This is a genomic window from Methanimicrococcus hongohii, from assembly GCF_032594095.1.
GTDB classification, from domain to species: domain Archaea; phylum Halobacteriota; class Methanosarcinia; order Methanosarcinales; family Methanosarcinaceae; genus Methanimicrococcus; species Methanimicrococcus hongohii.
This window is the reverse complement of the sequence record NZ_CP131059.1, coordinates 1,889,873-1,914,469: the sequence shown is the minus strand read 5'-3', so window position 1 is coordinate 1,914,469 and position 24,597 is coordinate 1,889,873. Positions and strand designations below refer to the sequence as shown.

The 24,597-nt window shown below is 42.9% G+C and carries 23 protein-coding genes; 6 read left to right on the top strand and 17 right to left on the bottom strand.

Going from position 1 to position 24,597, the window contains the following annotated elements:
• Positions 1–440: 440 nt before the first annotated feature.
• Positions 441–1,436 carry a phosphate acetyltransferase gene (pta, locus tag MmiHf6_RS08715; protein WP_316557401.1) on the top strand — a complete coding sequence of 332 codons (996 nt, stop codon included), beginning with the start codon at positions 441–443 and terminating at the stop codon, positions 1,434–1,436.
• 147 nt (positions 1,437–1,583) lie between these two features.
• A complete protein-coding gene (locus MmiHf6_RS08710; RefSeq protein ID WP_316557400.1) occupies positions 1,584–2,771 on the top strand; it encodes an acetate kinase in 1,188 nt (395 codons plus the stop codon).
• A 104-nt stretch (positions 2,772–2,875) separates the two neighbouring features.
• On the opposite strand, the gene MmiHf6_RS08705 is transcribed toward MmiHf6_RS08710, so the two are convergent.
• Entirely contained in the window at positions 2,876–3,556 is a 681-nt protein-coding gene (locus tag MmiHf6_RS08705; protein ID WP_316557399.1) for a hypothetical protein, read from the bottom strand.
• Positions 3,557–3,731: 175 nt separating this feature from the next.
• On the opposite strand from MmiHf6_RS08705, the gene MmiHf6_RS08700 reads away from it, so the two are divergent.
• The gene (locus MmiHf6_RS08700) at positions 3,732–3,908 is read left to right on the top strand and encodes a hypothetical protein (protein ID WP_316557398.1); all 177 of its coding nucleotides are present in this window, start codon (positions 3,732–3,734) and stop codon (positions 3,906–3,908) included.
• A gap of 501 nt (positions 3,909–4,409) precedes the next feature.
• Here MmiHf6_RS08700 and MmiHf6_RS08695 read toward each other — a convergent pair.
• The 5 genes from MmiHf6_RS08695 to oadA form a co-directional block, all read right to left on the bottom strand.
• Entirely contained in the window at positions 4,410–4,670 is a 261-nt protein-coding gene (locus tag MmiHf6_RS08695) for a hypothetical protein (RefSeq protein ID WP_316557397.1), read from the bottom strand.
• Between the two features lie 508 nt (positions 4,671–5,178).
• Positions 5,179–5,778 (bottom strand): hypothetical protein, encoded by a 600-nt coding sequence (locus MmiHf6_RS08690; protein ID WP_316557396.1) that lies wholly within the window; start codon positions 5,776–5,778, stop codon positions 5,179–5,181.
• A gap of 204 nt (positions 5,779–5,982) precedes the next feature.
• Complete coding sequence (locus MmiHf6_RS08685) at positions 5,983–6,957, bottom strand: biotin--[acetyl-CoA-carboxylase] ligase (RefSeq protein ID WP_316557395.1); 975 nt, start codon at positions 6,955–6,957, stop codon at positions 5,983–5,985.
• Between the two features lie 166 nt (positions 6,958–7,123).
• On the bottom strand, positions 7,124–8,623 hold the full coding sequence (locus MmiHf6_RS08680; protein ID WP_316557394.1) for an acetyl-CoA carboxylase biotin carboxylase subunit: 1,500 nt from the start codon (positions 8,621–8,623) through the stop codon (positions 7,124–7,126).
• A gap of 14 nt (positions 8,624–8,637) precedes the next feature.
• On the bottom strand, positions 8,638–10,407 hold the full coding sequence (gene oadA / locus MmiHf6_RS08675; RefSeq protein WP_316557393.1) for a sodium-extruding oxaloacetate decarboxylase subunit alpha: 1,770 nt from the start codon (positions 10,405–10,407) through the stop codon (positions 8,638–8,640).
• Between the two features lie 401 nt (positions 10,408–10,808).
• Here oadA and MmiHf6_RS08670 point away from each other — a divergent pair, with 401 nt between their 5' ends.
• From MmiHf6_RS08670 to MmiHf6_RS08660, 3 genes are all read left to right on the top strand, one after another.
• On the top strand, positions 10,809–11,237 hold the full coding sequence (locus tag MmiHf6_RS08670; RefSeq protein ID WP_316557392.1) for a hypothetical protein: 429 nt from the start codon (positions 10,809–10,811) through the stop codon (positions 11,235–11,237).
• A gap of 663 nt (positions 11,238–11,900) precedes the next feature.
• Positions 11,901–12,083 (top strand): hypothetical protein, encoded by a 183-nt coding sequence (locus MmiHf6_RS08665; RefSeq protein WP_316557391.1) that lies wholly within the window; start codon positions 11,901–11,903, stop codon positions 12,081–12,083.
• A gap of 174 nt (positions 12,084–12,257) precedes the next feature.
• Positions 12,258–12,395, top strand: a complete 138-nt coding sequence (locus tag MmiHf6_RS08660; RefSeq protein ID WP_316557390.1) for a rubredoxin — start codon at positions 12,258–12,260, stop codon at positions 12,393–12,395.
• A 514-nt stretch (positions 12,396–12,909) separates the two neighbouring features.
• Here MmiHf6_RS08660 and MmiHf6_RS08655 read toward each other — a convergent pair.
• The 11 genes from MmiHf6_RS08655 to mmp3 form a co-directional block, all read right to left on the bottom strand.
• Positions 12,910–13,983: a formate--phosphoribosylaminoimidazolecarboxamide ligase gene (locus MmiHf6_RS08655; RefSeq protein WP_316557389.1), complete on the bottom strand. Its 1,074-nt coding sequence runs from the start codon at positions 13,981–13,983 to the stop codon at positions 12,910–12,912.
• A gap of 484 nt (positions 13,984–14,467) precedes the next feature.
• On the bottom strand, positions 14,468–15,241 hold the full coding sequence (locus MmiHf6_RS08650) for a 30S ribosomal protein S3ae (protein ID WP_316557388.1): 774 nt from the start codon (positions 15,239–15,241) through the stop codon (positions 14,468–14,470).
• A gap of 667 nt (positions 15,242–15,908) precedes the next feature.
• Positions 15,909–16,643 carry a hypothetical protein gene (locus MmiHf6_RS08645; RefSeq protein ID WP_316557387.1) on the bottom strand — a complete coding sequence of 245 codons (735 nt, stop codon included), beginning with the start codon at positions 16,641–16,643 and terminating at the stop codon, positions 15,909–15,911.
• A 357-nt stretch (positions 16,644–17,000) separates the two neighbouring features.
• The gene (locus tag MmiHf6_RS08640) at positions 17,001–17,387 is read right to left on the bottom strand and encodes a translation initiation factor IF-5A (RefSeq protein ID WP_316557386.1); all 387 of its coding nucleotides are present in this window, start codon (positions 17,385–17,387) and stop codon (positions 17,001–17,003) included.
• 185 nt (positions 17,388–17,572) lie between these two features.
• Positions 17,573–18,187, bottom strand: a complete 615-nt coding sequence (locus MmiHf6_RS08635) for a hypothetical protein (RefSeq protein WP_316557385.1) — start codon at positions 18,185–18,187, stop codon at positions 17,573–17,575.
• Positions 18,188–18,202: 15 nt separating this feature from the next.
• Entirely contained in the window at positions 18,203–19,141 is a 939-nt protein-coding gene (locus MmiHf6_RS08630; protein ID WP_316557384.1) for a methanogenesis marker 7 protein, read from the bottom strand.
• Positions 19,141–19,863, bottom strand: coding sequence for a methanogenesis marker 17 protein (locus MmiHf6_RS08625; protein ID WP_316557383.1), 723 nt, complete (start codon positions 19,861–19,863; stop codon positions 19,141–19,143). Before MmiHf6_RS08625 ends, MmiHf6_RS08630 begins: the two co-directional genes overlap by 1 nt.
• A 2-nt stretch (positions 19,864–19,865) precedes the next feature.
• Entirely contained in the window at positions 19,866–21,230 is a 1,365-nt protein-coding gene (locus MmiHf6_RS08620; RefSeq protein ID WP_316557382.1) for a methanogenesis marker 15 protein, read from the bottom strand.
• On the bottom strand, positions 21,227–21,712 hold the full coding sequence (locus MmiHf6_RS08615; protein WP_316557381.1) for a methanogenesis marker 5 protein: 486 nt from the start codon (positions 21,710–21,712) through the stop codon (positions 21,227–21,229). Before MmiHf6_RS08615 ends, MmiHf6_RS08620 begins: the two co-directional genes overlap by 4 nt.
• A 57-nt stretch (positions 21,713–21,769) precedes the next feature.
• Entirely contained in the window at positions 21,770–22,867 is a 1,098-nt protein-coding gene (locus tag MmiHf6_RS08610; RefSeq protein ID WP_316557380.1) for a methanogenesis marker 6 protein, read from the bottom strand.
• Entirely contained in the window at positions 22,864–24,519 is a 1,656-nt protein-coding gene (mmp3, locus tag MmiHf6_RS08605; protein WP_316557379.1) for a methyl-coenzyme M reductase-associated protein Mmp3, read from the bottom strand. Before mmp3 ends, MmiHf6_RS08610 begins: the two co-directional genes overlap by 4 nt.
• Positions 24,520–24,597: the final 78 nt, after the last annotated feature.

Sequence of the window (24,597 nt, the reverse complement as noted above, 5' to 3'; positions counted from 1 at the left end):
TCAAAAACGAAACTGAAAAAACAGACCAAAATTAAAAAACGAAATCAAAAATGGAAAAATTAAAAACGAAATCAAAAATAAAAAATACACTTGAAAATGCGTTTCAAGTCCGTCCGCCACTTCGTGCCGACCGGAAATCAAAAACGACGAATAAAAACGGCAACAGATTTGCATTCCTCATGCAACAGCAATATTTAAACCACTTTTAATTTGTCAGTTTTGAGCGATAAAACCAAGATAAGTAATAAAACCCACTTGGGAGGCAGTTTGCATAAACCTGCCGCATAAAAGGAGAAAATGCTCAGCAGAATGTATATGCTTAACAATTGAGATTTTTTCGAGCATATGCGATAAAAATTACAAAACCTGACAACATTGACACTATTATTTGACACTATTTTATGAAATTTTGCTTAACAGTTTATACGGAGGAAAATACTGTGAACTTTTTGGAAAGTATTAAACAGCGCGCAAAAGCCGCAGGCAAGACGATTGTGCTGCCTGAGACCGATGACATGCGCACGTTAAAGGCGGCCGATATGATTTTACGCGAAGAGATCGCAAAAATCATTTTAATCGGCAGCAAAGATGAAACTCTTGCAAAAGCGGACGGATTGGATCTTACAAAAGCAATATTCATCGACCCTGCAAATTATTCAGAAATGGAAAGTCTGACCGCCAAATTGGCCGACTTGCGCAAAGAAAAAGGAATGACGCTTGAAGACGCCGCTGCTTTGCTTAAAAACGATTCTCTTTATTTGGGCTGCATGCTCGTAAAAGAAGGAATCGCGGACGGCATGGTTGCAGGCGCCGTGAACTCAACGGCAAATGTGATGCGTGCAAGCTTGCAGATTTTGAAAACCGCCCCGGGCGTCAAACTCGTCTCCAGCTTCTTTGTCATGGTGGTTCCCGACTGCGCCTACGGTGAAAACGGCGTTTTCCTCTTCTCCGACAGCGGTCTTGTTCAAAATCCGAATGCAGAAGAATTGTCAGCAATCGCCCAAAGCGCAGCGCAATCTTTCAAAAAATTGGTTCAGGCAGAACCCAAAGTGGCCATGCTTTCTCATTCTACAAAAGGCAGCGCGAAGCATCCCGATGTTGACAAAGTGATTGAAGCAACGCGCTTAGCAAAAGAAGCGGCACCCGATTTATTGCTTGACGGCGAATTCCAATTAGACGCCGCAATTGTCCCTGAAATCGGCAAGCAAAAAGCACCTGACAGCCCGATTGCCGGCTACGCAAATGTACTCATTTTCCCGGATTTGGATGCCGGCAACATCGGCTACAAATTGGTCGAACGTTTGGCAAAAGCAGAGGCATACGGACCGATCACGCAAGGAATCGCAAAACCGGTCAACGATCTCTCTCGCGGCTGCACGGCTGAAGATATCGTCGGCGTTACCGCAATTACGGCAGTCCAAGCCACGAATGATTAAACGTTGTACAAATGATTGAGTGAAAAACGTTTGAAATCAGAAAAATCATCAACGATACTCATAATCATTAAACTCACATCAAAATTAAACTCACATTACTGTACTCACATCATTATACTCACATCATCATTATCGGAGGACATAAAAATGGATGTTTTAGTTTTAAATTGCGGCAGTTCGTCGCTTAAATATCAATTAATAAATATGGACACGGAAACCGTCTTGGTTAAAGGTTTGTGCGAACGAATCGGAATCGACGGTTTCTTAAAGCATGACCGCGGCGACTTTGTTTATGAAATCAATCACCCCATGCCTGACCATGAAGCGGCTGTTAAAATCGTGATTGAAGCGCTTCTTGACCCCGATCACGGCGTCATCAAATCAATGGATGAAATTACGGCAGTCGGTCACCGCGTCGTACACGGCGGCGAACATTTCACTGACTCTGTATTGATTAACGATGAAGTTGAACGTATTATTGAAAAATGCAGTGAATTGGCGCCTTTGCATAACCCTGCGAACTTGACCGGAATTCGCGCCTGCAAACACATCATGCCGAATGTCCCGCAAGTTGCGGTTTTTGACACGGCATTCCATGCATCCATGCCTGCAAAAGCGTATTTGTATGCCATCCCCTACGAATTTTATGAAAAACACAAACTTCGCAAATACGGTTTCCACGGCACCAGCCACAAATACGTCTCGATGAGAGCGGCAGAAATGTTGGGCAAATCGTATGATCAATTGAAAATCATTACCTGCCACTTGGGCAACGGTGCCAGCGTCTGCGCAATCGACGGCGGACATTCAATCGACACGTCGATGGGATTGACACCGCTTGAAGGGCTCATCATGGGAACGAGAAGCGGCGACATCGACCCTGCTGTCGTGACTTTCATCATGGAAAAAGAAAACTTGACTGCACACGAAACGATCAATCTTTTGAACAAAAAATCAGGCGTTTTGGGCATTTCGGGCGTTTCAAGCGACTTCAGAGATCTCGATGAAGCGATGGGAGAAGGAAATGAATTGGCAAAAGCGGCTCTCAATGCCTATTGGTATCGTATTGCGCGTTACATCGGCAGTTACGCGGCCGCAATGAACGGCGCGGATGCAATCGTTTTCACGGCCGGCGTCGGTGAAAATCACATTGAAACGCGCGAAGAAGTCTGTAAATATTTGACTTACCTCGGCGTTGACGTTGATTCTGAAAAGAATAATGTGCGCGGCAAAGAAGTCGACTTTTCAAAAGACGGCGCAAAAGTGCGCACTTTGCTTATTCCGACCAATGAAGAATTAGTGATTGCAAGAGACACGAAACACGCGATTATGTAAACGGGTTTTCAAGTATTTAGACAAATCATAATTAAATTGTGAAGAAGTTTTAATTTTTGAACTTCTTCCGACTTCTTTTTGGTGATTTTTGAGATCAAATTCGATCAGTTCATTTCATCATTCATTTCTTCGTTCATTTCTTCGTTTATTTCATCATTCATTTCATCATTCATTTCTTCATTCATTTCTTCATTCATTTCATCGTTCATTTCATCGTTCATTTCATCGTTCATTTCATCGTTCATTTCATCGTTCATTTCATTTATTAATCGTTCAAGATAAACGTTTATTTTTTTAGATCTGCTTTTAAAAACCGCTTCTTTTCGAGGAAGTATCTCATCCGAAATTTCATCGGCTTTCAATTTTTGTATCATATATTTGTTTGAATTATTTTCATTCGGATTCTTTTCGAAATATTCTGATTTTTCCGGTTTTTCGTTTTTTTCGGTTTTTTCCGAATTTTCTGATTTTTCATTCAGATTCGCGTCTCTGAAAATGTAAATGTTTGACGGAAAATCATTAAAAGCTTCGCGGAAAGCTTCATAGACGGTTATTTTTTGAGAGAGCATGGAAATCAATGTTTCGTTTTTGATTGCCGTCACCAAGTATCTTAAATTCAAATTAAATGAATCAACGCACAAAGAGAGGTATTTTGTATCGTTTTCATCTTTGCAGACAAACAGAATCGGGAGATTCCATTCTCTTAATTCGAATAAAATCTGATCTAAATTCAGGTTTCCGGCATCGGGAATATAAAAATAAGGATTTGCGGCTTCATCAGTCATATTATTACACCTTTTAATTTGAATCGGATTCAAATAGTCATAAAAGGTAATAAATCTTTTTAAATTTTTTTCTAATGTATTGATTTTGAAAATATAATTGCAGCAACAATAGAAAAAAGAAAAAAGAAAATCGGAGAAGGGATTTGTGAATATTTTTTTGAAAACGGAGGAATATTTGCGAATATTTTTTGAAAAATGGGGCGGCTCGCGCGGCGGCGGGCGGCGCTGCTGCCGAACAGAGGCGACGGTGCAGACTTTGCGCGGCCGCAGCAATCGCAAAAGACAGTTGCAGACCGGCAGTCTCAGCAGGAGCCGAAACAGTAAAAGACAGTTGCAAGAAGGAACAAGCTGAAACAGAAAAGCAAACTCATAAACTCAGCGGTTTTTTATTTTTCGTTTCGTACGGGTAGAATCTCAATCTCCTCTTTCCCTCCGCTGCGCTTCGGGAACTCGTCGATTGAGGGGCGGAACATTGTCTTTTCATTTAATTTTCGGACAAATCTAAACATCCAATCTCGAAAAATCGTTGAGCTTGAACGCCCTTTAAAACCCAAAATAAAAGGAATCCTTTGAAAGAAAAACGGCGTTCGATTTTCTTTTAGCTTGAACGCCCTTTAAAACCCAAAATAAAAGGAATCCTTTGAAAGAAAAACGGCGTTCGATTTTCTTTTAATTTGAAATAAAAACGATGTTTGTTTTTGAAGAAAATTAATGAAAAGTCCAAGCAACAACCCCGCAAACGAGATTCGTGAGCGAAGCGAACGATATCGAGGCTTGCGGATTCTTACACGACGAATAAAAAGTTCAAATTCAGTTGACTTCAAATTTAAATCAAAAACCGAAAGCTGTAAATTCATCGACGTACGGGTAGAATCTCAATCTCCTCTTTCCCTCCGCTGCACTTCGGGAACTCGTCGATTGAGGGGCGGAACATTGTCTTTTCATTTAATTTTCGGACAAATCTAAACATCCAATCTCGAAAAATCGTTGAGCCTGAACGCCCTTTAAAACCCAAAATAAAAGGAATCCTTTGAAAGAAAAACGGCGTTCGATTTTCTTTTAATTTGAAATAAAAACGATGTTTGTTTTTGAAGAAAATTAATGAAAAGTCCAAGCAACAACCCCGCAAACGAGATTCGTAAGCGAAGCGAACGATATCGAGGCTTGCGGATTCTTACACGACGAATAAAAAGTTCAAATTCAGCTGACTTCAAATTTAAATCAAAAACCGAAAGCTGTAAATTCGTCGACGTATGGTTAGAATCTCAATCTCCTCCTTCCCTCCGCTGCGCTTCGGGAACTCGTCGATTGAGGGGCGGAACATTGCTTTTTCAATCAAATTTCAAAATGAGTTGAAACATCGTTTTTCATCAAAATGATTCAAAAAGGGAACGCCTTCTTTTATCCAAAATCTAAAACATTTTTTAGAATTTTATCGGGCGTTCAGGTTCACCGATTTTGAAAATTGGATGTTTGGGTTTCGTTTTGAACAAAATAAAAACGGGGAATAAGTTCGAAAATCAAAATAAAAACAAGGAATAAGTTTGAAAATCAAAATAAAAATGCAGGAGCAGATTCAAAAAGATTATGAAAAACGGTGCGGTTTGCGCGCGCCCGCCGCCTTATTTTTTCTTTTTACTTCTCTCAATCTTTCCGTTCTCAACACGCTTTCTGAAAAGCAAGCCGATTATGATCATTGCCGCTGCCGCAAACGTGATTATTAAAATAATGTATGTCGGCTCCGACACATCTTCGACATTGTCTATTTTGATTGAGTCCGCCAGAATATTGGGAACAGACGGGTCTTCCAAAACAGCCGTTTCCAAAAACCATTTCGTCTCTTCCGAATACCGCGTGTTTTCATCCTCATACTGATAAATATGAGAAAAGCCGGCAACGACCTGCGAATTATTGATATAAAGCTTGTCAAGCGTCATGATCAAAATCACAATACTTTCATTCTCAAGCGTTCTGTAACACTGAATCGTCTCGCCTTCTCTTAAAACGGCGCTGCCGACCGAATACGAATCACTGAAATTATTGAAAATTTCAACCAAAACAGAATCGGGACCGAATCCTTTGAGAATCGTTTCATAACCCTCTTTAAATTCCAAAACTTCCCCGTCTCTTAAAATCCGGTACTCTTCCGAAACCAAAATATTGCGCTGCTCCTCTTCCGCCGCTGCGGGAAGCATGACAGCAGACAACAGTAAAGAAATCAAAAATAAAATTAAAAATGAAGTGAAAAACCGGTATACAGTTCTGTTTTGAACAGCTCTGCTGCGTACAGTTCTGCTTTGCGCAGTCCGGTTTGAATTTTGAAATGCAATCTTATGTCGGATTGTTTCATCTCCGTTTTTCATATCGGTAAAGAGAATCCTTTATTATTTGTTTTTTTGCCAACTTTCACTTCATTTGACGCGCTTTTATTTCTTCGTGTACATGCAGCGCCCGGCAATAATTTCTTCAATGTCGCCGTCATTTTTTCTCAAAAGAAGCGCGCCTGTCTTTGAAATGCCGACAACCGTTCCTTCAACGATTCGATTCGGCATATTCACAGTCACTTCGCGGCCGATCGTATCGGAAAGCGCGACAATTTCTTCCATGATCTCGCTGAACGGACGCGTGCTGAAACGGATATATTCCTGTTCCATCTCAAACAAAAGTTTCTGAAGGAACTCAACACGGTCAACGCTTTTTCCACATTCATCGCGAAGCGTCGTCGAATTCTCACGCAAATCTTCGGGAATATCCTTGAGACTCATATTCGCGTTGATGCCGATGCCGATGACAACGAATTCGATCGTATCGATTTCAGCTTCCACTTCCGTTAAAATGCCGCTGACCTTCTTGCCGTTGATCAAAACATCATTAGGCCATTTGATTTTGGCATCAAATCCGTATTGACGCATCGTCTTGGCAACGCTGAGGCCGAACGTAAGCGTTAAACGCGACGCGGCGCTGAGCGCGATGCGCGGCTTAAGAATCGTTGAAAACCAAATGCCGCCTTTCGGAGACGCCCACTGCCTGCCCTGACGCGCGCGGCCGCCGGTTTGCTGTTCAACAACGACAATTGTTCCTTCTTCCGCCGTCGGCGCAAGTTTCTTGGCAATATCATTGGAAGAGCCGGCTTCATCATAATAATGAATGTTTTTACCGAAAAGCGTCGTCTTCAAACCCGACAAAATCTCTTCCGGGTAAAGCAGTTTGGGGACGGATTTCAAAACATAGCCCTTTTTCGGAGCCGATGAAATTTCATAACCGTCGTCTTTTAAGCCTTTGATATACTTGCAGACCATCGTTCTTGATATACCGAGCTCTTTTCCCAGCTCCTCGCCTGAAATGGCCTTTCCGTTCGCGGCTTTAAACGCATTGATAATTTCTGATCTCTTGCTTTTCATCCCGAGTTTCCCCTGGTAAAATTCGCTTATTAGCTTCCATTTTCTATTTTCAAGTTTATATAAATATGTATTCAAAACCAAAACAAAACCAAAAAAATATGAATAAACAGAAATATTTCGATCCGTTTATTCAATTCGATTATCAAATCAGTTCATTTTTTTCGAATTATTTTCTCTTTGATTTCTTATTTTCGATTTCCGCAATATTTGCAATATAACTGCCGACCGCAGCCGTAATTGCCGCAACGACCACTTCTTCATTGTCCAAAGCAGACGCCAGCGTCGCGCCTTTTGCAGAATCTCTCTTTAAAATTTCCTGAATCGCCTCAACAATATCATTGTCATCAATGAATCTTGTCGACAGATTTCCCTTGCGGAACTCTTCGTTTTCCATCACCGCTTTGTGAAACGGAATGTTCGTTGTCACGCCGATGACCACATATTCGTAAAGCGCGCGCTTCATGCGTGCAATCGCTTCATCGCGGTCCTCGCCGTACGCGCACAGCTTGGAAATCATAGAATCGTAATACGGCGAAATCGTATATCCGGTGTGGACACCGCTGTCAACGCGAATGCCGGGACCGCCCGAAGATCTGTATCTTCTGATTTTTCCGGGCGACGGCGCGAAATCGTTGAGCGGGTCTTCTGCGTTAATGCGGCATTCAATCGCGTGGCCGCGAATGGACACGTCTTCCTGTTTCATGCCGAGCTCTTCGCCGGCGGCAACGCGGATCTGCGCTTTGACCAAGTCAACGCCCGTAATCAATTCCGTGATGCCGTGTTCCACCTGAAGGCGCGTATTGACTTCCAGGAAATAGTATTTGCCGTTGGAATAAATGAATTCGACTGTTCCCGCATTGGAATAGCCGACCGCTTTGGCTGCGCGAATCGCGGCTTCACCCATTTCTTTTCGAAGCTCGGGCGTCATGATCGGCGACGGCGCTTCTTCAATCAATTTCTGATGGCGGCGCTGAATCGAACATTCACGATCGCCCAAATAAATGACATTGCCGTATTTGTCGGCCATAATCTGAATTTCGATATGGCGCGGATTTAAAATGTATTTTTCAATGAAAACGGACGGATCGCCGAAAGCGGAACCCGCGAGGCGCATGGTCGTTTCAAGCGCGTCTTTGAATTCGTCTTCACTGTTGACGACGCGCATGCCGATGCCGCCGCCGCCCGCAGACGCTTTGATCAGAACGGGGTAGCCGATGTCTTTGGCAACCGCAATCGCTTCGTCGGCATCTTGGACCGCGTCTTCCGTTCCGGGAACGGTCGGAATGTTTGCCGTTTTTGCAATCTTGCGCGACTCGATTTTGCTGCCGAGCTTGTCAATCACGTCAGCGGACGGACCGATAAATGCGATGCCTTCTTCTTCACAGCGGCGCGCGAATTTTGAATTTTCGGACAAAAAACCGTAGCCGGGGTGAACGGCGTCGCAGCCGGTCTGTTTGGCGGCTTCGATGATTTTTTCCATGTTCAAATAACTCTGGCTTGCGGGCGCTTTGCCGATATATGCCGCTTCATCCGCGTACATTGCAAAGAGCGCTTTGTTGTCGGCGTCGGAATAAACGGCAACTGTTTTGATGTCCATTTCACGGCAGGCGCGCATGACACGAATTGCGATTTCACCGCGGTTTGCGACAAGGATTTTCTGAAACATTTCTGTTCCTCCGTTTACTCGATAATCATCAATGCATCGCCGCCGGAAACCGTATCTCCTTCGGCAACAATAATTTCTTTAACAACACCGGATTTCGGGGCGTTGACGGCGTTTTCCATTTTCATCGCTTCAATCACGCAAATGGTGTCGCCTTCATTCACTTGCTCACCGACTTTGGTTTTGATGGAAAGGATCATTCCCTGCATGGATGTTGTCACGGCGCCCGGCAGATTGGCTTTGGATTTCTTTTCATCTTCTGCTGATCCGGCTGCGCTGCCGTTTCCGCCGTTGCCGCTGTTTTTGCCGTCGGCGGCAACGATGCTGTATCCGGTCGGCTCGACTTTGACGTCAAAGACACTGCCGTCCACTTCCACTTTGTATTCCGTCGGGATGCCGGAGAAGTTGGCGCCGCTTGCCGCAGGCGCGCTGCAGCCGCAGATCAGCTCTTCTTCTTCCGCTTCGCCTTTCAGGAATTTCGGCGCGATTGCGGGATATAAAATGTAAGTCAAAATGTCTTCTTCAGATTTGGCGATGCCCATTTCTTCCGCTTCTTTCTTCATTTTTTCATATTCGGGCGGAATCAAATCACCGGGTCGGACAGTAATAGGTTCTTCATCGCCGATGATTAAAGTAATCATTTCACCGGACATCGGAACCGGGGTTTTCCCGTAGTAGCCGCGCGCATAATCTTTGACTTCTTTCGGAATCACTTTGTAGCGCTCACCCATGATGACGTTTAAAACGGCTTGTGTTCCGACGATTTGGCTGGTCGGGGTGACAAGCGGCGGGTAGCCGAGTTCTTCGCGCACGCGCGGCATTTCGGCCAAAACGTCCATGTATTTGTCAAGCGCGTTCTGCTCTTTCAATTGGGAAACTAAGTTTGAAAGCATGCCGCCCGGGACCTGGTACAAAATGACGTTTGCGTCAATGGTTTCTGAAATCGGGTCGCAGATGGAGTTGTATTTTTCTTTCAAGTTTCTGAAAAACGGTGTGATTTCGTTGAATTTTTCAAGTGAAATTCCGGTGTCGTATTTGGTTCCCATGAATGAAGCGACCATTGCTTCTGTCGGCGGCTGCGAAGTGCCCCAGCCGAATGGGGAAATGGCGGTGTCGATGATGTCCGCGCCGGCTTCAACGGCGGCGTAATACATGACGGGTGCCATTCCGGATGTGCAGTGGGAGTGAACGCAGATCGGAATGGAAACTTCTTTTTTCATGCCGGCAACGATTTCGGATGCCGCCGCGGGGGAGAGAAGGCCTGCCATGTCTTTGATGCATATGGAGTCGCAGTCCATTTCTTCGAGCTGCTTTGCCATTTTGATAAATGTCTCGGGCGTGTGGACCGGGCTGATGGTGTAGCTGACCGTTCCTTGAACGTGCGCGCCGACTTTTTTGGCGGTTTTGACGGATGTTTCGATGTTTCTGAAATCGTTGAGCGCGTCAAAAATTCTGAAGACATCAATGCCGTTTTCATACGCTTTCGTCACGAATTTTTCAACGACATCGTCTGAATAGTGGCGGTAGCCGACCAAATTTTGACCGCGGAGAAGCATCTGCGCCGGCGTTTTTTTCATGCGCGATTTGATGTCTCGAAGTCTCTGCCACGGATCTTCGTTTAAATAGCGAATGCAAGTATCAAATGTTGCGCCGCCCCACATTTCAAGGGACCAGTATCCGACGTCGTCTAACTGTTCAACAATATCCAAAATATCGCGTGTTCTCATGCGTGTCGCAATTAAAGACTGGTGCGCGTCACGAAGAGCGGTTTCTGTAATTTTAACCATTTTTTAAAGCCCTCCCAATTCTTGTAAGAATGTCTGTAAGAATGTTTGTAAGAATGTTTGTAAGAATATTTGTAAGAATAATTTCTAAGATTCGTTCGCATCTGTTCGGTTGCCTGCTCGGTTTGATTGCGGCAAAAACAGGTTTGGTTCTGGAATTGGAATAAAAAAGATTGTAAACTATAAATATATTTCCGCCGAGTTTACAATGAATTAAAAATGTCATCCTTTGCCGTTTTCATATCATTTTTCTCTCTTAAACGAAATCAGCAATAAAATCGGCATATAATTATTAAGGAAAAATCCTTTTTCTATCATATATAAAAAATTCAAAAGTTGATTGAAATTAAAAACGAGATGTATATGCTAAATAAACAGAATAAAGTAACAGATGAGGAATTCAAATGAGTTTTAAAAAATGTAAATTGGTTAATCACGCCGTCGCCCGTCTTGAATATGAATACAATCCTGTCGCGGGCGCCGTCAATGTTCAAATCAAAAACGGTTTCAACGTCAAAGTTCCGATCAACGATTTGAAAAAACCCTGTATCGTTGAGCAAATGATTGAAATGTCATCGGAAAACAATTCATTAAATTTGAAATGCATCGCCCTTTCTTATTTTAATGTTGAAGGAACGAGCGATGAATACGATATTGAAGAATTGAGGCAATATGTTTTTGAAAACGGCAGCCCGATTGCTTACAAAAAAATGGCTGACAATGTTAAAACCATCACGGGCTTATCCAATTCCAATCCTCTTGTGCTGCCGCCTTATCAAAAAGTGATGCAGAACAAAGATTTGCAGAATCAAAATCTCCAAAATTATGGTTAACTCAACAGGTTAAACCCAAACATCCAATTTTCGAAATCGATAAACTTGAATGCCCGATAAAACCCTAATCTTAAATTTTTAGATTTTGGATAAAAGAAGGCGTTCCGTTTTTTGAATAATTTTGATGAAAAACGATGTTTCAATTCATTCTTAAATTTGATTGAAAAAACAATGTACCGCCGCTGAGTTTACGAGTTTGTTTTCTGTTTCAGCTTGTTCCTTCTTGCGACTGTCTTTTACTATTTCGGCTCCGGCTGAGACTGCCAATCTGCAACTGTCTTTTACTGTTGCTGCTGCCTGCCGGCGCGCGCGAAACGCTCCGTTTTTATAAATTTCAACCTTGTACCCCGTTTTTGTTTTATTTTTTGATGAAACCTAAACATCCAATTTTAAAAATCGGTAAACTTGAACGTCCCGTAAAACCCGAATCTTAAATTTTCAGATTTTCGATAAAAGAAGACGTTCATTTTGAATAAATTTGATAAAAACGATGTTTCAATTCTTTTTCAAATTTGATTGAAAAGGAAATGTACCGCCTCTCAATCGACGAGTTCCCGAAGCGCAGCGGAGGGAAGGAGGAGATTGAGATTCTTCCCATACAAAACGAAAAATAAAAAACCGCCGAGTTTGAGATTTTGCTTTTCTGTTTCAGCTTGTTCCTTCTTGCAACTGTCTTTTACGGTTTCGGCTCCTGCTAAGCCTGTCAATCTGCAACTGTCTTTTACTGTTGTTGCTGCCAATCAGGTTTATGCGGTTGCCTCTGTCCGGAAACAGCAGCCCGCCAACGCGCGAGCCGCCCCATTTTTCAAAAAAACAAAAAAACAAAAAAACAAGTATACCGTTTAATCAATGCCATAAAAACAAATATACAGTTTAATCAAAGTCAAAATCTGTGAAAGATACATATAATTATATAAAATCGAAGCTTCCTGTTTTATATGAATGCGAAAGCATTCTGTTTACAATTTCAAAAACAGCAGAACAGTTATCTGATAAAAATGAAAAATGAGGTCGATTAAAATGGCAAGATATGTTTGCACCGTTTGCGGTTATGTTTATGATGAAGATGAAGAAGACATGCCTTTTGCAAATCTGCCCGACGATTGGGAATGTCCCGTTTGCGGCGAAGGAAAAGACGCTTTTGAAATTGAAGATTGATTAAAAACAAAAACCGAAAATGAACAGAATCCAAAAGATGAAATCATTTTCAGAATATTTACTTATTTTTTAAAAATGTATTGAGTTAGTCCGAAATATATATATTTCAGTACGACTTTTCATATATTGGTTTCAGGCGTTGGTTAAAAAATAACGAGGAATCAAAAATGAAAAAATCTTTCATAAAAAACAGTCAAAACAGAAGATCAAGAAGAGTTTTACCCGCATTAATGACATTAATTGCCGTTTCGGCAGTTGTTGCGGGATTTCGATCAAAATTAAGACAAAAATAAAAATTTCGTTTGTGATTCATCCGAAAGGAATCAAAAACGGCATGAAAAACACAATAGAAAACGAAACAGATAATGAAATAAATAACGAAGCAGAACAATAAAATCGAAAAGTTGAATATGAATTCATATTTCAACCTTTCTTTGTATTTTTTAATTTGAAATTTTTTTAATTTGAAATTTTAATTAGAAATTTTTAATTAAAAATCATATTTTAAGAAATTTTAAGAAATAATTTCATCCAGTTTGCCTTTTTCTTTTGCGACCTTGATTTCTCTTGCGATTCTGCGGCCTGTCGACATATTTTCTTCAACCAAATCGGCATATGGAGAGCCCGAAACATAAAGATTTGTTCCGGCAACGATTCTTGCGGAAATTTCAAACACTTTGATTTCCAAGTCGTCGGTAAAAACCGTTTCCAAACAGAACGGACCGATCATGCCGCCAAATTTTTTCAAAGATTCTTCAACCACGCGGCTGCCGAGTTCAAAGATGAGCGGCAGAAGCGATTCGCGGGCGACAAGCGGCGTGTTTCCGGTAACAACGTAAGTCGGAATAATGCCGGCTTCCGCAAGTTCTTTCGGAGAACCGAGGCGGAAAATTTCATCAGCGTTAGACTCGACGCGGCGGTCCATGCTGAGCATTTCCAAACTGCCTTTGCTGAGCGTGTAGCCGTCTTCTTTGACGGGAGAATAGAAATAATGCAAATAATAGCGTGTCCCCGTAATGAATTTTTGAATCGTGAAAGTTTTGGAATCGTCAATGTGTTCCAAAAAGTCATCATAAGATTTCGCAATGAAAAAACCTTTGCCGCCTTGCGCGCCGTCGTATTTGACCATCACGGGACCGTCGATGTCTCTCGGATCTTCAATAACGTCAGGCATATGAATGCCGGCGCCGATAAGCCATTGTCTTTCCTTTTTGCGGTCGGATTCCCACTCCAAAACGTTTCTGTTTCCGAATGTGGGAAGCCCGAGCTGCGCGAATTTGTCGGTTCCCATGTAAGCGATAAAAGAGCCGTGCGGGACGATAATGACGTTTTTGGCCTTCAGTTCTTCAACTTTGTCCAATAATTCGTCGTAGCGTTCAAGCACTAAAAATTCGTCGGGCTTTGCCAGCGGAAAAGCGTCATAATATTTCGGAGGCGCCCTTAAACAAATCCCGAGCGTTTTAAAACCTTCTTTGCGGGCACCGTCAAAGATTTGGAGGCTGGAGTGGGAGCAGATTGTGGCAATTGTGATATTGTCCAAATCATACGTCTCCAAAACACCGAGGATTTCTTCTTTTGTAAATTCCATAAAAATGTTCCTTAAGCTTTTGATTTGAAAGGGAGTTATCCTATTTAAGGATATTTTTAATTCATTTTTAAAATGAAATATCCCGCCCCGATCAGGATAAAATAAAAATAGAAGTTGTTTTTTCAAAAGAATATTTGAAAAAGGATGAGCAGTTTTAGTGAGATTTTTAAAGACGGGCGAATTCGCGCGCGGCGGGTCGCAGCGGATTGACAGCAGTAAGGCGACAAACGCACCGCAAAAGCGCAAACACAAACCGTAGGGCGGCGGTGCAAACCGCAGCGGCAGCAACAACAAAAATTGAAATCGACAGCAGTGCAGGAATCTGAAAAAGGCAGAAGAAGAAACTGCAAACAGCAACAAAAGATGACTTGAAAACAAAAATCAATTCAAGAAAATCAGTAAATCACAGATTTTGTTTTTAAAAAGAAAAGAAGAAAACGGCGATGCCGTTTCCCAATTAAAATTTATGAAGCCGGAAAAAAGATTATTCTTCCGTTGTTTCTTCAACGGCTTCTGCAACTTCTTCTGTGGGTTCTGCTGCAACTTCTTCAACAGGTGTTTCTGCTGCGACTTCTGCTGCTGCAGTTTCAACAGGGGTTTCGACCGGTGCTTCAACGGGTGCTGCAACTTCTTCGGCAGGTGCTGTTTCTTCTGCGACTTTCGGAACTCTGCGCTGTGCCGGTGTCTTGACGACTTCGGTCTTTCTGATTTCGACGCGTCTCAAGGGGTAAATGTTTTTGGTCTGTTTGTAAACCATGGATGAGAGTTTACCGGTGACGATTTCCTGAACGAGATCTTCGAAGTTGGTTTTGACAGCGCGTCTGACGACGATTCTTGTCATCATGTTGCGGATGGCTTTGATCTGGCTGGTTCTTGCTCTTTTCACTGTGAAACAGGTCGGCTTGATTGTAACAATGTAGCCGTCTGCGGTTCTGACAGTCAAAATGGCGTCAATCTTAGAGGTCTGTCTCTTAACGATGGAGCGGAGATAGTCGTTTGTCAGGTGGTGACCGAGGAAAACGGTTTCGGCGACATCGCCGTTGACGTTGACGATTCTGAATCTCATTTTGATGTTGTTCTTGGACATTTCACCGGACATTTCGCCGACAGTCGTTTCAATGATACGGTCCGGAAGAAGTGCCGGATCGGATGCAATGGTTTGTCCGACAACAGCGCGGTTTAAAAATTCGGGCGCAACGATGTTGTACCATTTCTTTTCCTTCCAGCTGTCCACTTTCTTTTGTTGTTTTCTTGCCATAATATTTTCCTCCGAGATATGATTGTATTAAATTTTATTTTTTATTTCAATATTTTTAAATTATTTCGTTTAAATTGAATATTTGATAAATTCCGTATGTAAAAACGTCAATACGTTCAACAGAATGATAACAATAATTACTGAAATTACTAAAAAATTGAATAAGCCGTGATTGAAATTAATAAAATTAAAAATAACTCATTAAAAATGAATTAAATTTAAATTAAATTTCAAAAGCAGAAAACAAACTCTTTTTGTTTTCTTTCAATTTTAATATAATTTTAAAACTTGTTTGAAGCAAAAAGCAAACGCGTTATGCAGCCATAGCATACGCATGCAGTTTTGTCATTATTTATTTCAATAACAGACAATGCTTCAAAGAAGCCGATTGATTTCGATATGAAATCATAAATAAGAATAGAATTTTTATTGGCAACTTCAAAAGAGATTTTAGGTATATAAAAGATATGGTAAGCATAAATGAATAAAAAAACAGTGTAAGTCAAATAAAATTAAAGGGAAATATTTGTTTAAATTGAATATGTCTCCGAAATTGAAGGAGACACATTCCGATTTAAAATCAAAACTAAAGTTTATTTAAACTTTGATTTAAACTTTGATTTAAACTTTGATTTAAACTTTGATTTAAACTTTGATTTAAAACGCTTTAAGACTTTAAAGCGCCGCTTTGAATCGTGAAATAACCGTCACGATCATTGATTTCAACGAAATATCTTCCGTCACTCAATTGATCAAGCTGACCGATTACAATTCTTTCGTAAACCGTCTCGTTTCCCGGCGTATCCGGCTCCGTTCTCAGCGGAACATAAATATCCATTTCATTTTCAAGATCAAATCTTGTTTTTGTAATATTTTCTTCATCAACGCTGTCATTTGCGCCGATTCCGGAAATTTCCGCAACGGCAATTAAATTGTTTCCGTCCGTCTCAAAAGTCACGCTTCTGACAAACGCTTCTTTAAAGACGAGCAGCGTATTGTTTTCAAATTTGAACTCAAGACGATCATCTCTGTCATTTTCATTGTTGACAACGAGGGAATACGTATTCCCGTCATTGAATTCACTGATATTTCCGAGCTTGACTTCAACAATATTGCTGTTGCTGCCGGTATCGGTGATATGTTCAAAGGAAAGAATCGTAATAAAAATCGTATCCGAAACTTTGCGGACAGTAACATTAGCGGTATCAATTTTTTCATCAAAATCAAGTTCTGTCACAACAGTTGCAATGACTTCGCTGCCGTTTGTCGTTAGTGTTACGGAACGAATATCTGCCTCGTCCCGATCGATATGATTATCATTGCCGTTTCCTAAACAGCCGCTGAAAGCAGCCGTCAAAGTAAATGCGGCAAGCACCATAAAAAGGATTGTTTTTTGTTTCATATTTCTCACCGAAATGAAGTTTGCTTGCAAGCGGTGCCGATCGTGCATCACAGCAACCAAAAATATGAAAGTCATTTGATATAAAGATATCACTCTCGAAAAAAACATAGACTATATAGAATAAAAGCAAAGCAAATGAATAAAAACACAATAAAAAAGTAAAACAAAAATAAAAAATGAAAAGTAAACAAAAATAAAACTAAAAAAAATGAAAAGTAAACAAAAATAAAACTAAAAAATGAAAAGTAAACAAAAATAAAACTAAAAAATGAAAAGTAAACAAAAATAAAAACAAAAAATGAAAAGTAAATAAAACAAAAAACAAAATAATCAAATATAAAAAAGAATAGAGAAAACTTAGTTTCTCAAATCCAATTTGATTTTACCGAGAGCGGTCAAGTAAGAAACTTCTTCGCCTTCCTTAACGCGGTCTTTGTATTCTTCCGGAAGCGGAATTTCAAAAGTGTTGAATTCTGCGAGGTCCATTAAGTTAACGACGTCGCCTGTGATTGTTAAAACTTGAGCGGTTTTTCTCTCAACGATCGGAACATAGACTTTTGTTGCGACCGAGCCGACAATTGAACGTTTTGAGTTGTCAAAAAGACCGATGGCGTCGACACGCGCTTTTGCTGCGCCGTGTTTTCCCGGTTTGGATTTTGCAATGCTTTTAATGACACAGGCTTCATCGTCAATGATAACGTATCTGCCTTCTTTTAATTCCTTCATTTCAACTTGTTCTTTCATTTATGAATCCTCCAAAAATCAAATTTGCCTGATGAAAAATGATGTGATGAATGTGAAAATACGCCTTTTGCGTGATTAATATTTCTAAAACCGTTTATAAAGATATAAAGTGAGTAAATTTAGAAATTGATATGCTAAAACAGAACAGGGAATATATAACCGTTTTTGTAATTGTTTTATATTTCCTATTCGTCGAATAAACCGTATATCTTTTTCACATCTTTATTTTCGATAATATTTTTTGCAATAATCGGCATTTCGCTATTATATCTGACACCGTTTAATGCCATTCCCCGATCTGCCAAATCCGCCCAAGATTCTTTTGAATAAACAAGACTATGCATCAAGGCCGCTTCCATTCTTTCTCTCAAACGCTTATCTGAACTTTCTAAAATAAAAACACGCATTGAATATAATTGATTTTTGAGCTTTTCCAAATTAACGGTATCAGCATTAAACGCTTCTTTACATTCTTTTTCATTCTCTTTTGAGGGCCAGCCGTGCCAAATTTCAATTCGGATTCCTTTTTGGGCAGCACCCATATCTAAAACAGTATATCCGCCATTTTTAAAGGTGCGAGAATGTGATTGAAATCGAGTTTTCATTGACTTCGTTACACCTGCCAAATAAAGCAAATACCCATCTTCATATTCAAATGTCCAAAGATAAACACCTTCAACATCAGGAATTGAGTCAAGCCCTGTTTCATTTTCATAGCCGGACCATGCAAACGGTCCACTCCATACAAATGTTTCTGTTTTAATTTTATCCGCATCTTTCATTCTGCAAAAGCATTCCATAAATTCACCTTTTCGTCAAATCTCAAACCCGACTTCCGATTTCGGTTTAATCTGAACCAAAATGTAATCATTCATTTTCGATTTCGTAATTTCCGCAATATCACCGAGCTTCGGACCTTCGTCAAACTCGACTTCTCTGACGCGTTCATGGAACATTTCATAAGGCAGCTTCACGCGAACGCCCGACATTTTCAAAACGAGCGGCGACGGCGCGAGTGACCTTGTCACTTCAGGAATTTGATTTTCGATTTCCTTCATCGCGCGCGCGGGCAGCACGGCCGGCGGATCTCTTGACAAATCCCGGCGCATTTCTTCAACGAGAACGGCAACATTTTCATTCATCACGTCAAGCGCATTCAATTCATCCGTACTGCGCATTCTGTGAGAAAGACGACCGAGGCCACCGATATACATATCGGCACCGGTGATTTCTTCAACGTCAAGGTCTTTGGGACCACCCGTTGCGACAATCGGAACTTCGACGCCTTCAAAAAGGCGCGGCTTTTTATTGACAATACAATCCCTGAAAGAGCCGAGACAATAAAGCGCAATGTCGTGCTCGTTGATCAGTTTGCGTTCAAAATCATCATTCAGCGAAACACGGCGTCCCATGCCGCGGGCAAGACCGATCATCGTCGTCTTCGCACCCGGGTGGCGCAAATATTCAGCGATGTCGCAGGCCGAGTGGGGCAGGTGGTGCGAAGCAAGCGTCGGAGAGACGACCGCGATTTCAACGCCTGTCAGCGGCGATTTCACCAGCGTTCCGAGATTTTTCTTCGCCAGCGCCTCAATCAGAGGCACATCGTCTTCGGGAATCATCATGTCCATCGTGACTTCCGTAATCGTGATCATTTTGTTGACCAAATAACCGCCGACATCTTCCAAAAGTTCGATGATCTGACCGTGTTTGTAAACGCCGCCGTTGAAAACATAAGGCTCGTAAACCGTTCCCATCACTGTCCCTCCTTTGTATTGCCCGCAGCGCCGGAAGCATCGGCAGAAGCCGTTTGAGATTTATTTTTCGCTTCGCGCTTTTCTTTGCCGTCAGCTTTTTTCGTTGCCGTCACATCCGGAACAGCCGCTCTGAGCTTGTCCAGCATCTTTTTCGCGTGCTCTAAATGATTCGGTTCAATAATGTCTTCCGATGCGATAAACATAAATTCATTGTTTTCAAACGTGTGATATCGAACGCGGAAACCTTCGGGAACACAGCGGATCGAAAATTCGATCATATCCGCATGCAGATTCTGAGACGGATTGGCAATCACCTGAGACGGAAGTGTTTCCGCTTCTTTTGCCGGCTCTTCCGCGCGGATCAAAATCGTCCAGCGGTCGGCCTGATTGACATTTGCAGGCGTATATTTGTTCCACAAAAAACGCGTCAGCTCAGGCATATATTTTTCGCGCTCAATCGTAATTTTCACAAAACCTTCGCCGCCTTCATAAGATGTATCAACGGCAGCCATATCCGAAATCCGAATCGGCATTTCAACATCGCGAAGAATTGCAGCCATCATGTAAAGCGAACTCGGCGGATAAATTTCAACGCGGATTCTGCCGACTGCAGACGCTAAGCGAAGGTCGGACATCACGTCAGCCGTAATGTCGCGGTAAACAGCCGCTTCCGACTCAACGGCGGAGTAAACTTCAAAAATCTCCAGCGGTTCCATGATCATGATTACTCCTCCACGAATCCGGATGCCAAGAGCGCGGCACCGACGGCGCCGATGAGATGTGAATTTTCGGGAACGATCACTTTCACGTTCAACAAATTGCTTAACTCGCGCGGAACACCTTTAATCAAAGACGAACCGCCGACAAGAATGACAGGCTCCTTGACATCGACTTCCTGAAGCTGCTGCTGGTAAATCTGCTCAACGACACTGCGGCAGGCGGCGGCGGCCACGTCTTTGGGGAGCGCGCCTTTTGCAAGTGAATTGACAAGTGACTGCGTTCCGAAAACGATACAGTAACTGTTCATGGAAACGTTTTCCTGCATTCCTTTCATCGCCAAATCGCCGAGTTCGGTGATGTCAACATTCAAACGCTTGGCAACGGTTTCAAAGAAACGGCCGGAAGCACCGGCGCAAATGCCGCCCATCGTAAACATTCCGGGAATGCCGTCTTCAACGGAAATCGCTTTATTGTCCATGCCGCCGATATCAATGACGGTTGCCGGACCTTTTTGAACGTTTGCCAAGTAAACGGCGCCTTTCGAGTTTGTCGTGATTTCTTCCTGAATCAAATCAGCGTTGTAATGTTCACCGGCAAGGTAGCGGCCGTAGCCGGTTGTGCCGAGCGCTTGGATTTCACTTCTGTCGATGCCCGACATTTCAAGCGCCTGCGTCAGCGCTTTTTCGGCGCTTTCGATCACTTCGTTTGACGGCACCCAGCCGAAACCGAGAATCTTGTTGTCCTTCATGATGACCGCTTTGGTCGTGGTCGAGCCTGAGTCGATGCCGGCCGTGATGCCGTGCTGCACTTCGCGCGCGAGCAAATGGCGGCGCTTGGCAATGGTCGTCAGCGCTTCAAAACGCGTGTAAAGCGTTGCCGCGTCGGTCTGCTCGGTAAAAGAATAACTGATAACGGGAACGTCGGAATATTTGTGAATGTAACGACGGACTTCGTTTCTGACAATCGCCGCTTCGGCGCATCTGAAACAGGTCGTAACGAACACGCCGTCTGCAATTGTTTCGCCGCGGACGACGGCTTGAGCGCGCGCCATCATCAGCCTGAGATCGCCGCTGGCCGCTTCAATGCCGAAATCTTTGCCGATCGTATCCAAAACGGCGACATCGATTTCGGGATAAATGAATTCGGCGTTGACTTTTGCCGCTGCTGCTTCAAAGGCGGGCTGAACGCCGCCGTATTCCGTTCCGCATGAAACGAGCGCGATTTTAACTTTCGCTTCGGGTTTCGCTTGCTGCTTGGGCTTTGACGGTTTGGTTTCGGGTCCGTTTTCAAAATTTTTCGGCGGCTCGGAGTCCAAACAAAGCTTTTCTTCGCCGGCGTTCGCCATTTTCAAAGGTTTTGCTTCGCTCATTTCTTGTCACCGCCTTTTGTTTCTGCCTCATCTGCTTCAATCGGAATTGTTTTTAAGAAATCTAAAATCGTATAAACGAAATCATGCATCTGCTCTTCATTTGTCGGGTAGCGGATTTCCAAAATCCGGCTTCTGTCCACTTTGATTCGAGCCAAATATTTGACCAATTCGTTTGTTCGGTTGCAGCCGGAACATCCGAAATCAGCAGGCGTGTCTTCAACAATAATTCCCGCTTCCGCTTCTTCGACCATCGGTCCCATCAATGACATGCGCCCGCGAACACCTGCCGGCACTTCGATTGCCGCGTATTTCAAACCGAGATTCGGGTCTTCCGGCGTAATATTGAGCGGCGGAGAATCCACACTCAGCGACGTGACTTTCTCACGAACTTGATTCATAATGACAAGCGGCTCATGACCTGAGCGCGTCACCAAATCGGCCAGAATAAAGCTGTTTGTCGGGTAAATAAAAACTTTCACCAAAGCATCCACCTCTTGTTTTTAATCATTTCTTAAAATTATAATATTTGAATCCGACCGTTATTTCTTTTTGGCCGTTGTCTTTTCAGCTGTTGTTTTTGTTGTGTTTGTTGTGTTTGTTGTTTTTGCTGTTGTTTTTTGAGTTGTCTTTTTTTCGGCAGTCTGCTTCTCTGCGCTTGTCTTTTTTGCACTTGTTTTTGCTGCGGCAGTTTTTGCTGCGGCAGTTTTTGCTGCGGTCGTTTTTGTTGAAGCCGCTTTTTCTGATGCTGTTTTTGCTGCGGTCGTTTTTGTTGAAGCCGCTTTTTCTGATGCCGTTTTTGTTGTCGCAGTCTTTGCAGCAGGTTTCTTTGCAGTCGTTTTCTTTGCGGTTGCTTTTGCCGCTGATTTTGTTGTTGCTTTTGCTGCCGGTTTTGCTGTTGTTTTTACTGCCGGCTTTGTTGTTGTTTTTACTGCCGGCTTTGTTGTTGTTTTTACTGCCGGCTTTGTTGTTGTTTTTGTTGCTGCTTTCGCTGCCTTTTTCTTTGTTTCCGTCTCAGAAACTGTTTTCTTCGCCGACGCGTTTTCCGCATCCGCTTTCATTTGTGCCGCTTCTTTTTTTGCGGCGATTCTGTCGACAACCACTTTTGCCATTTCGGGTTTCTTCTTGCTTTTCCCGATTTCATCTGTGATATAATCTTCAATTTTAAACGAACTCGGTCGGTTCGGCCATTCGGCTTCTGTTTTTTCAACGCCGGCTTCATAATTGTCAAGCGCGTCGCCGACGGTGCCCATCTTTGAAATTTCTTCGTGAAGCGTGTAAAATCCGGGGCGCTGACCGCCGTTTCGCGTGGCGCGGCAGCGGCGCGGATCGCCTGCGGGAAATCCGCGGTCTTTCACAAAAATATGATTTTTATCTAAATCCTGAACAATTTTAACGACGGCGTTGACGTTTTCTTCCGTTCCCGTCAGCACAAGGCCGTAACAGGTTTCTTTCAGCGTCACAGGATAGCCCGACGCGTAAGCCGCTTGCGCAGCGTCTGCCGGAAGCACTTTATCGGAGCTGACGGCAACGATTTTCGTAATTTCCTTTTGCCCCGAAAGCGGTTTTTTCACATTTTTGTTTCGAAATGCGGGCGCGGCTTTTTCAGCCGATTCCTGCTTGGAAATTTCACTGCTCATTCTTCTCCCTCCTGCATTTCCGCGTCTTGCCCGTTCTGCTCTTCGTCTTGTTCTTGTTCTTCGTCGTGCTCATCGTTTTCCGCTTTTAACTCGGATTCGGATTTTGCATTGATTTCCTGAATGTAAATGACGTCGCCTTCTTCAATATTTTTCATATTTTCAGGATTGAGGACACGACCGATAATGTTTGTTGCTTCAAATTTCTCGCCGGTCGGACCGAACATCGTTTCATCGGCAAGGCGAACACCGATGTATCCCATTCTTTTTGCCGACTGATTCGTAATGCCGATGTCATACGCTTTGACTTCACCCTTCGGCGTGTTTTCCGGCATGATTTCTTTGTACTTTTCAGCCTGCTTGACCGCTTTGAAAATATAAGTTTCATCATAAACCATTGACACCGGAAGCGATCCGACAGGCTGTGTTTTCAAATCAATGGAATGGCGGAAGAATTCAACGCTTTTCGGCGCTTTATCATAATAAAATTCAACTTCGATCAACTTGGAAACCGGAACGGCGGTTACCGTCACCTCGCCTTCTCTTAAAATTTCGATCGTCGTTGCAGGCAGTTGCGCAACAATCACGCTGTCGCTTCCTTCTTCACCGCTGACATGCATAGCAATGCCGAGCGCGTCAAGCAATTCTTTGGAATCTTTCAAATTGTGCCCGAGCAAAAGAAGTCTCGGCGGCGCCGTTTCAACCGTAAATTTATCGCCGGGCTTGGCAAAATAAGCGAGTTCCATGCCGGAAGTCACGTGCCCGACAACGGAATGAAGCAAGCTTGAAGCGCGATCGGCCGTTGAAATGTAAGCGCGCCCGCGTCCTGTTCCGGCCGTTCTCAAACAAACGGCGCCGATTTTGCGCGGCTCGAAGTTTTCATATTCGCACGGCTCGCCTTTCAGCGTGTCGTCCGATCGAAAAGCGTTTGCCGTTGCATCAATTGTAAAAGTGCCGTCTTTGATGATCGCAAAAAATGTTTCCGTTCCCTGAGGAGAATGCGGCGACATTTCAATTTCAGCCGCCGTGATCAAACGGTCACCGTCTTCAAGCGGAACGGACAGATCCGTCGTACAATAACCGTCACCGTAAGCCATACTTTCTTCAACATGAGGCGTGATCGATTCAATCACATCGCCTTTGTCAATTTTTTCCAAATTCGTGCGGCCGGCAACGAGTTCGGCAAAAACGCCGTCAGCGGGTGCGCCGTATTCGGCGTAATGGTCTTTCTTTGAAATAATCAGCGTCGTCTTAGACGTGTCAAAACCGCCGGCACTGAACACGACATCGTATTTTTTATAGCGTTTGCTGCCGCGGACAAACTCGTAATCCGTTTCAAACGGACCGAATGAAAGCGCATCGGTGCTTTCCATCAGAATCGGCAAAGGCGCCAATTCTTTGTATTTTTCAATCCAAATTTGAGAGGAAAGCGAAGACGGATCTTTTAATTCAATGACAAGAGGACCTTTATTAGTCTGAAGGATAAACTCTTTCGTCTGTGTTTTTTCTTCTTCTTTTTGCTTTTTGACAATGCAGATTCCGGCACCTTCCGTATAGGGAGCGCCGATTTCTTGAATAATTTCAGCCGGCGTAATTTGACTCTTGAACGAATGTGCTGTTCCGTTGACTGTCACGCTGATTTTAGATGCCACCATTCCATCTCCAATCGGTTTTGTTTTGATTTTGTTTTGGTTTTGTTTTGATTTTGTTTTGTTTTTATTGAGAAACAACCG

What these genes read in the sequence shown, in the direction of transcription:
- MmiHf6_RS08710 (WP_316557400.1), top strand. Translation starts at nt 1,584, where the DNA reads ATGGATGTTTTAGTTTTAAATTGCGGCAGTTCGTCGCTTAAATATCAA.
- MmiHf6_RS08705 (WP_316557399.1), bottom strand. Translation starts at nt 3,556, where the DNA reads ATGACTGATGAAGCCGCAAATCCTTATTTTTATATTCCCGATGCCGGA.
- MmiHf6_RS08685 (WP_316557395.1), bottom strand. Translation starts at nt 6,957, where the DNA reads ATGAAAAGCAAGAGATCAGAAATTATCAATGCGTTTAAAGCCGCGAAC.
- MmiHf6_RS08680 (WP_316557394.1), bottom strand. Translation starts at nt 8,623, where the DNA reads ATGTTTCAGAAAATCCTTGTCGCAAACCGCGGTGAAATCGCAATTCGT.
- oadA (WP_316557393.1), bottom strand. Translation starts at nt 10,407, where the DNA reads ATGGTTAAAATTACAGAAACCGCTCTTCGTGACGCGCACCAGTCTTTA.
- MmiHf6_RS08670 (WP_316557392.1), top strand. Translation starts at nt 10,809, where the DNA reads ATGAGTTTTAAAAAATGTAAATTGGTTAATCACGCCGTCGCCCGTCTT.
- MmiHf6_RS08660 (WP_316557390.1), top strand. Translation starts at nt 12,258, where the DNA reads ATGGCAAGATATGTTTGCACCGTTTGCGGTTATGTTTATGATGAAGAT.
- MmiHf6_RS08655 (WP_316557389.1), bottom strand. Translation starts at nt 13,983, where the DNA reads ATGGAATTTACAAAAGAAGAAATCCTCGGTGTTTTGGAGACGTATGAT.
- MmiHf6_RS08650 (WP_316557388.1), bottom strand. Translation starts at nt 15,241, where the DNA reads ATGGCAAGAAAACAACAAAAGAAAGTGGACAGCTGGAAGGAAAAGAAA.
- MmiHf6_RS08645 (WP_316557387.1), bottom strand. Translation starts at nt 16,643, where the DNA reads ATGAAACAAAAAACAATCCTTTTTATGGTGCTTGCCGCATTTACTTTG.
- MmiHf6_RS08640 (WP_316557386.1), bottom strand. Translation starts at nt 17,387, where the DNA reads ATGAAAGAACAAGTTGAAATGAAGGAATTAAAAGAAGGCAGATACGTT.
- MmiHf6_RS08635 (WP_316557385.1), bottom strand. Translation starts at nt 18,187, where the DNA reads ATGGAATGCTTTTGCAGAATGAAAGATGCGGATAAAATTAAAACAGAA.
- MmiHf6_RS08630 (WP_316557384.1), bottom strand. Translation starts at nt 19,141, where the DNA reads ATGGGAACGGTTTACGAGCCTTATGTTTTCAACGGCGGCGTTTACAAA.
- MmiHf6_RS08625 (WP_316557383.1), bottom strand. Translation starts at nt 19,863, where the DNA reads ATGATCATGGAACCGCTGGAGATTTTTGAAGTTTACTCCGCCGTTGAG.
- MmiHf6_RS08620 (WP_316557382.1), bottom strand. Translation starts at nt 21,230, where the DNA reads ATGAGCGAAGCAAAACCTTTGAAAATGGCGAACGCCGGCGAAGAAAAG.
- MmiHf6_RS08610 (WP_316557380.1), bottom strand. Translation starts at nt 22,867, where the DNA reads ATGAGCAGTGAAATTTCCAAGCAGGAATCGGCTGAAAAAGCCGCGCCC.
- mmp3 (WP_316557379.1), bottom strand. Translation starts at nt 24,519, where the DNA reads ATGGTGGCATCTAAAATCAGCGTGACAGTCAACGGAACAGCACATTCG.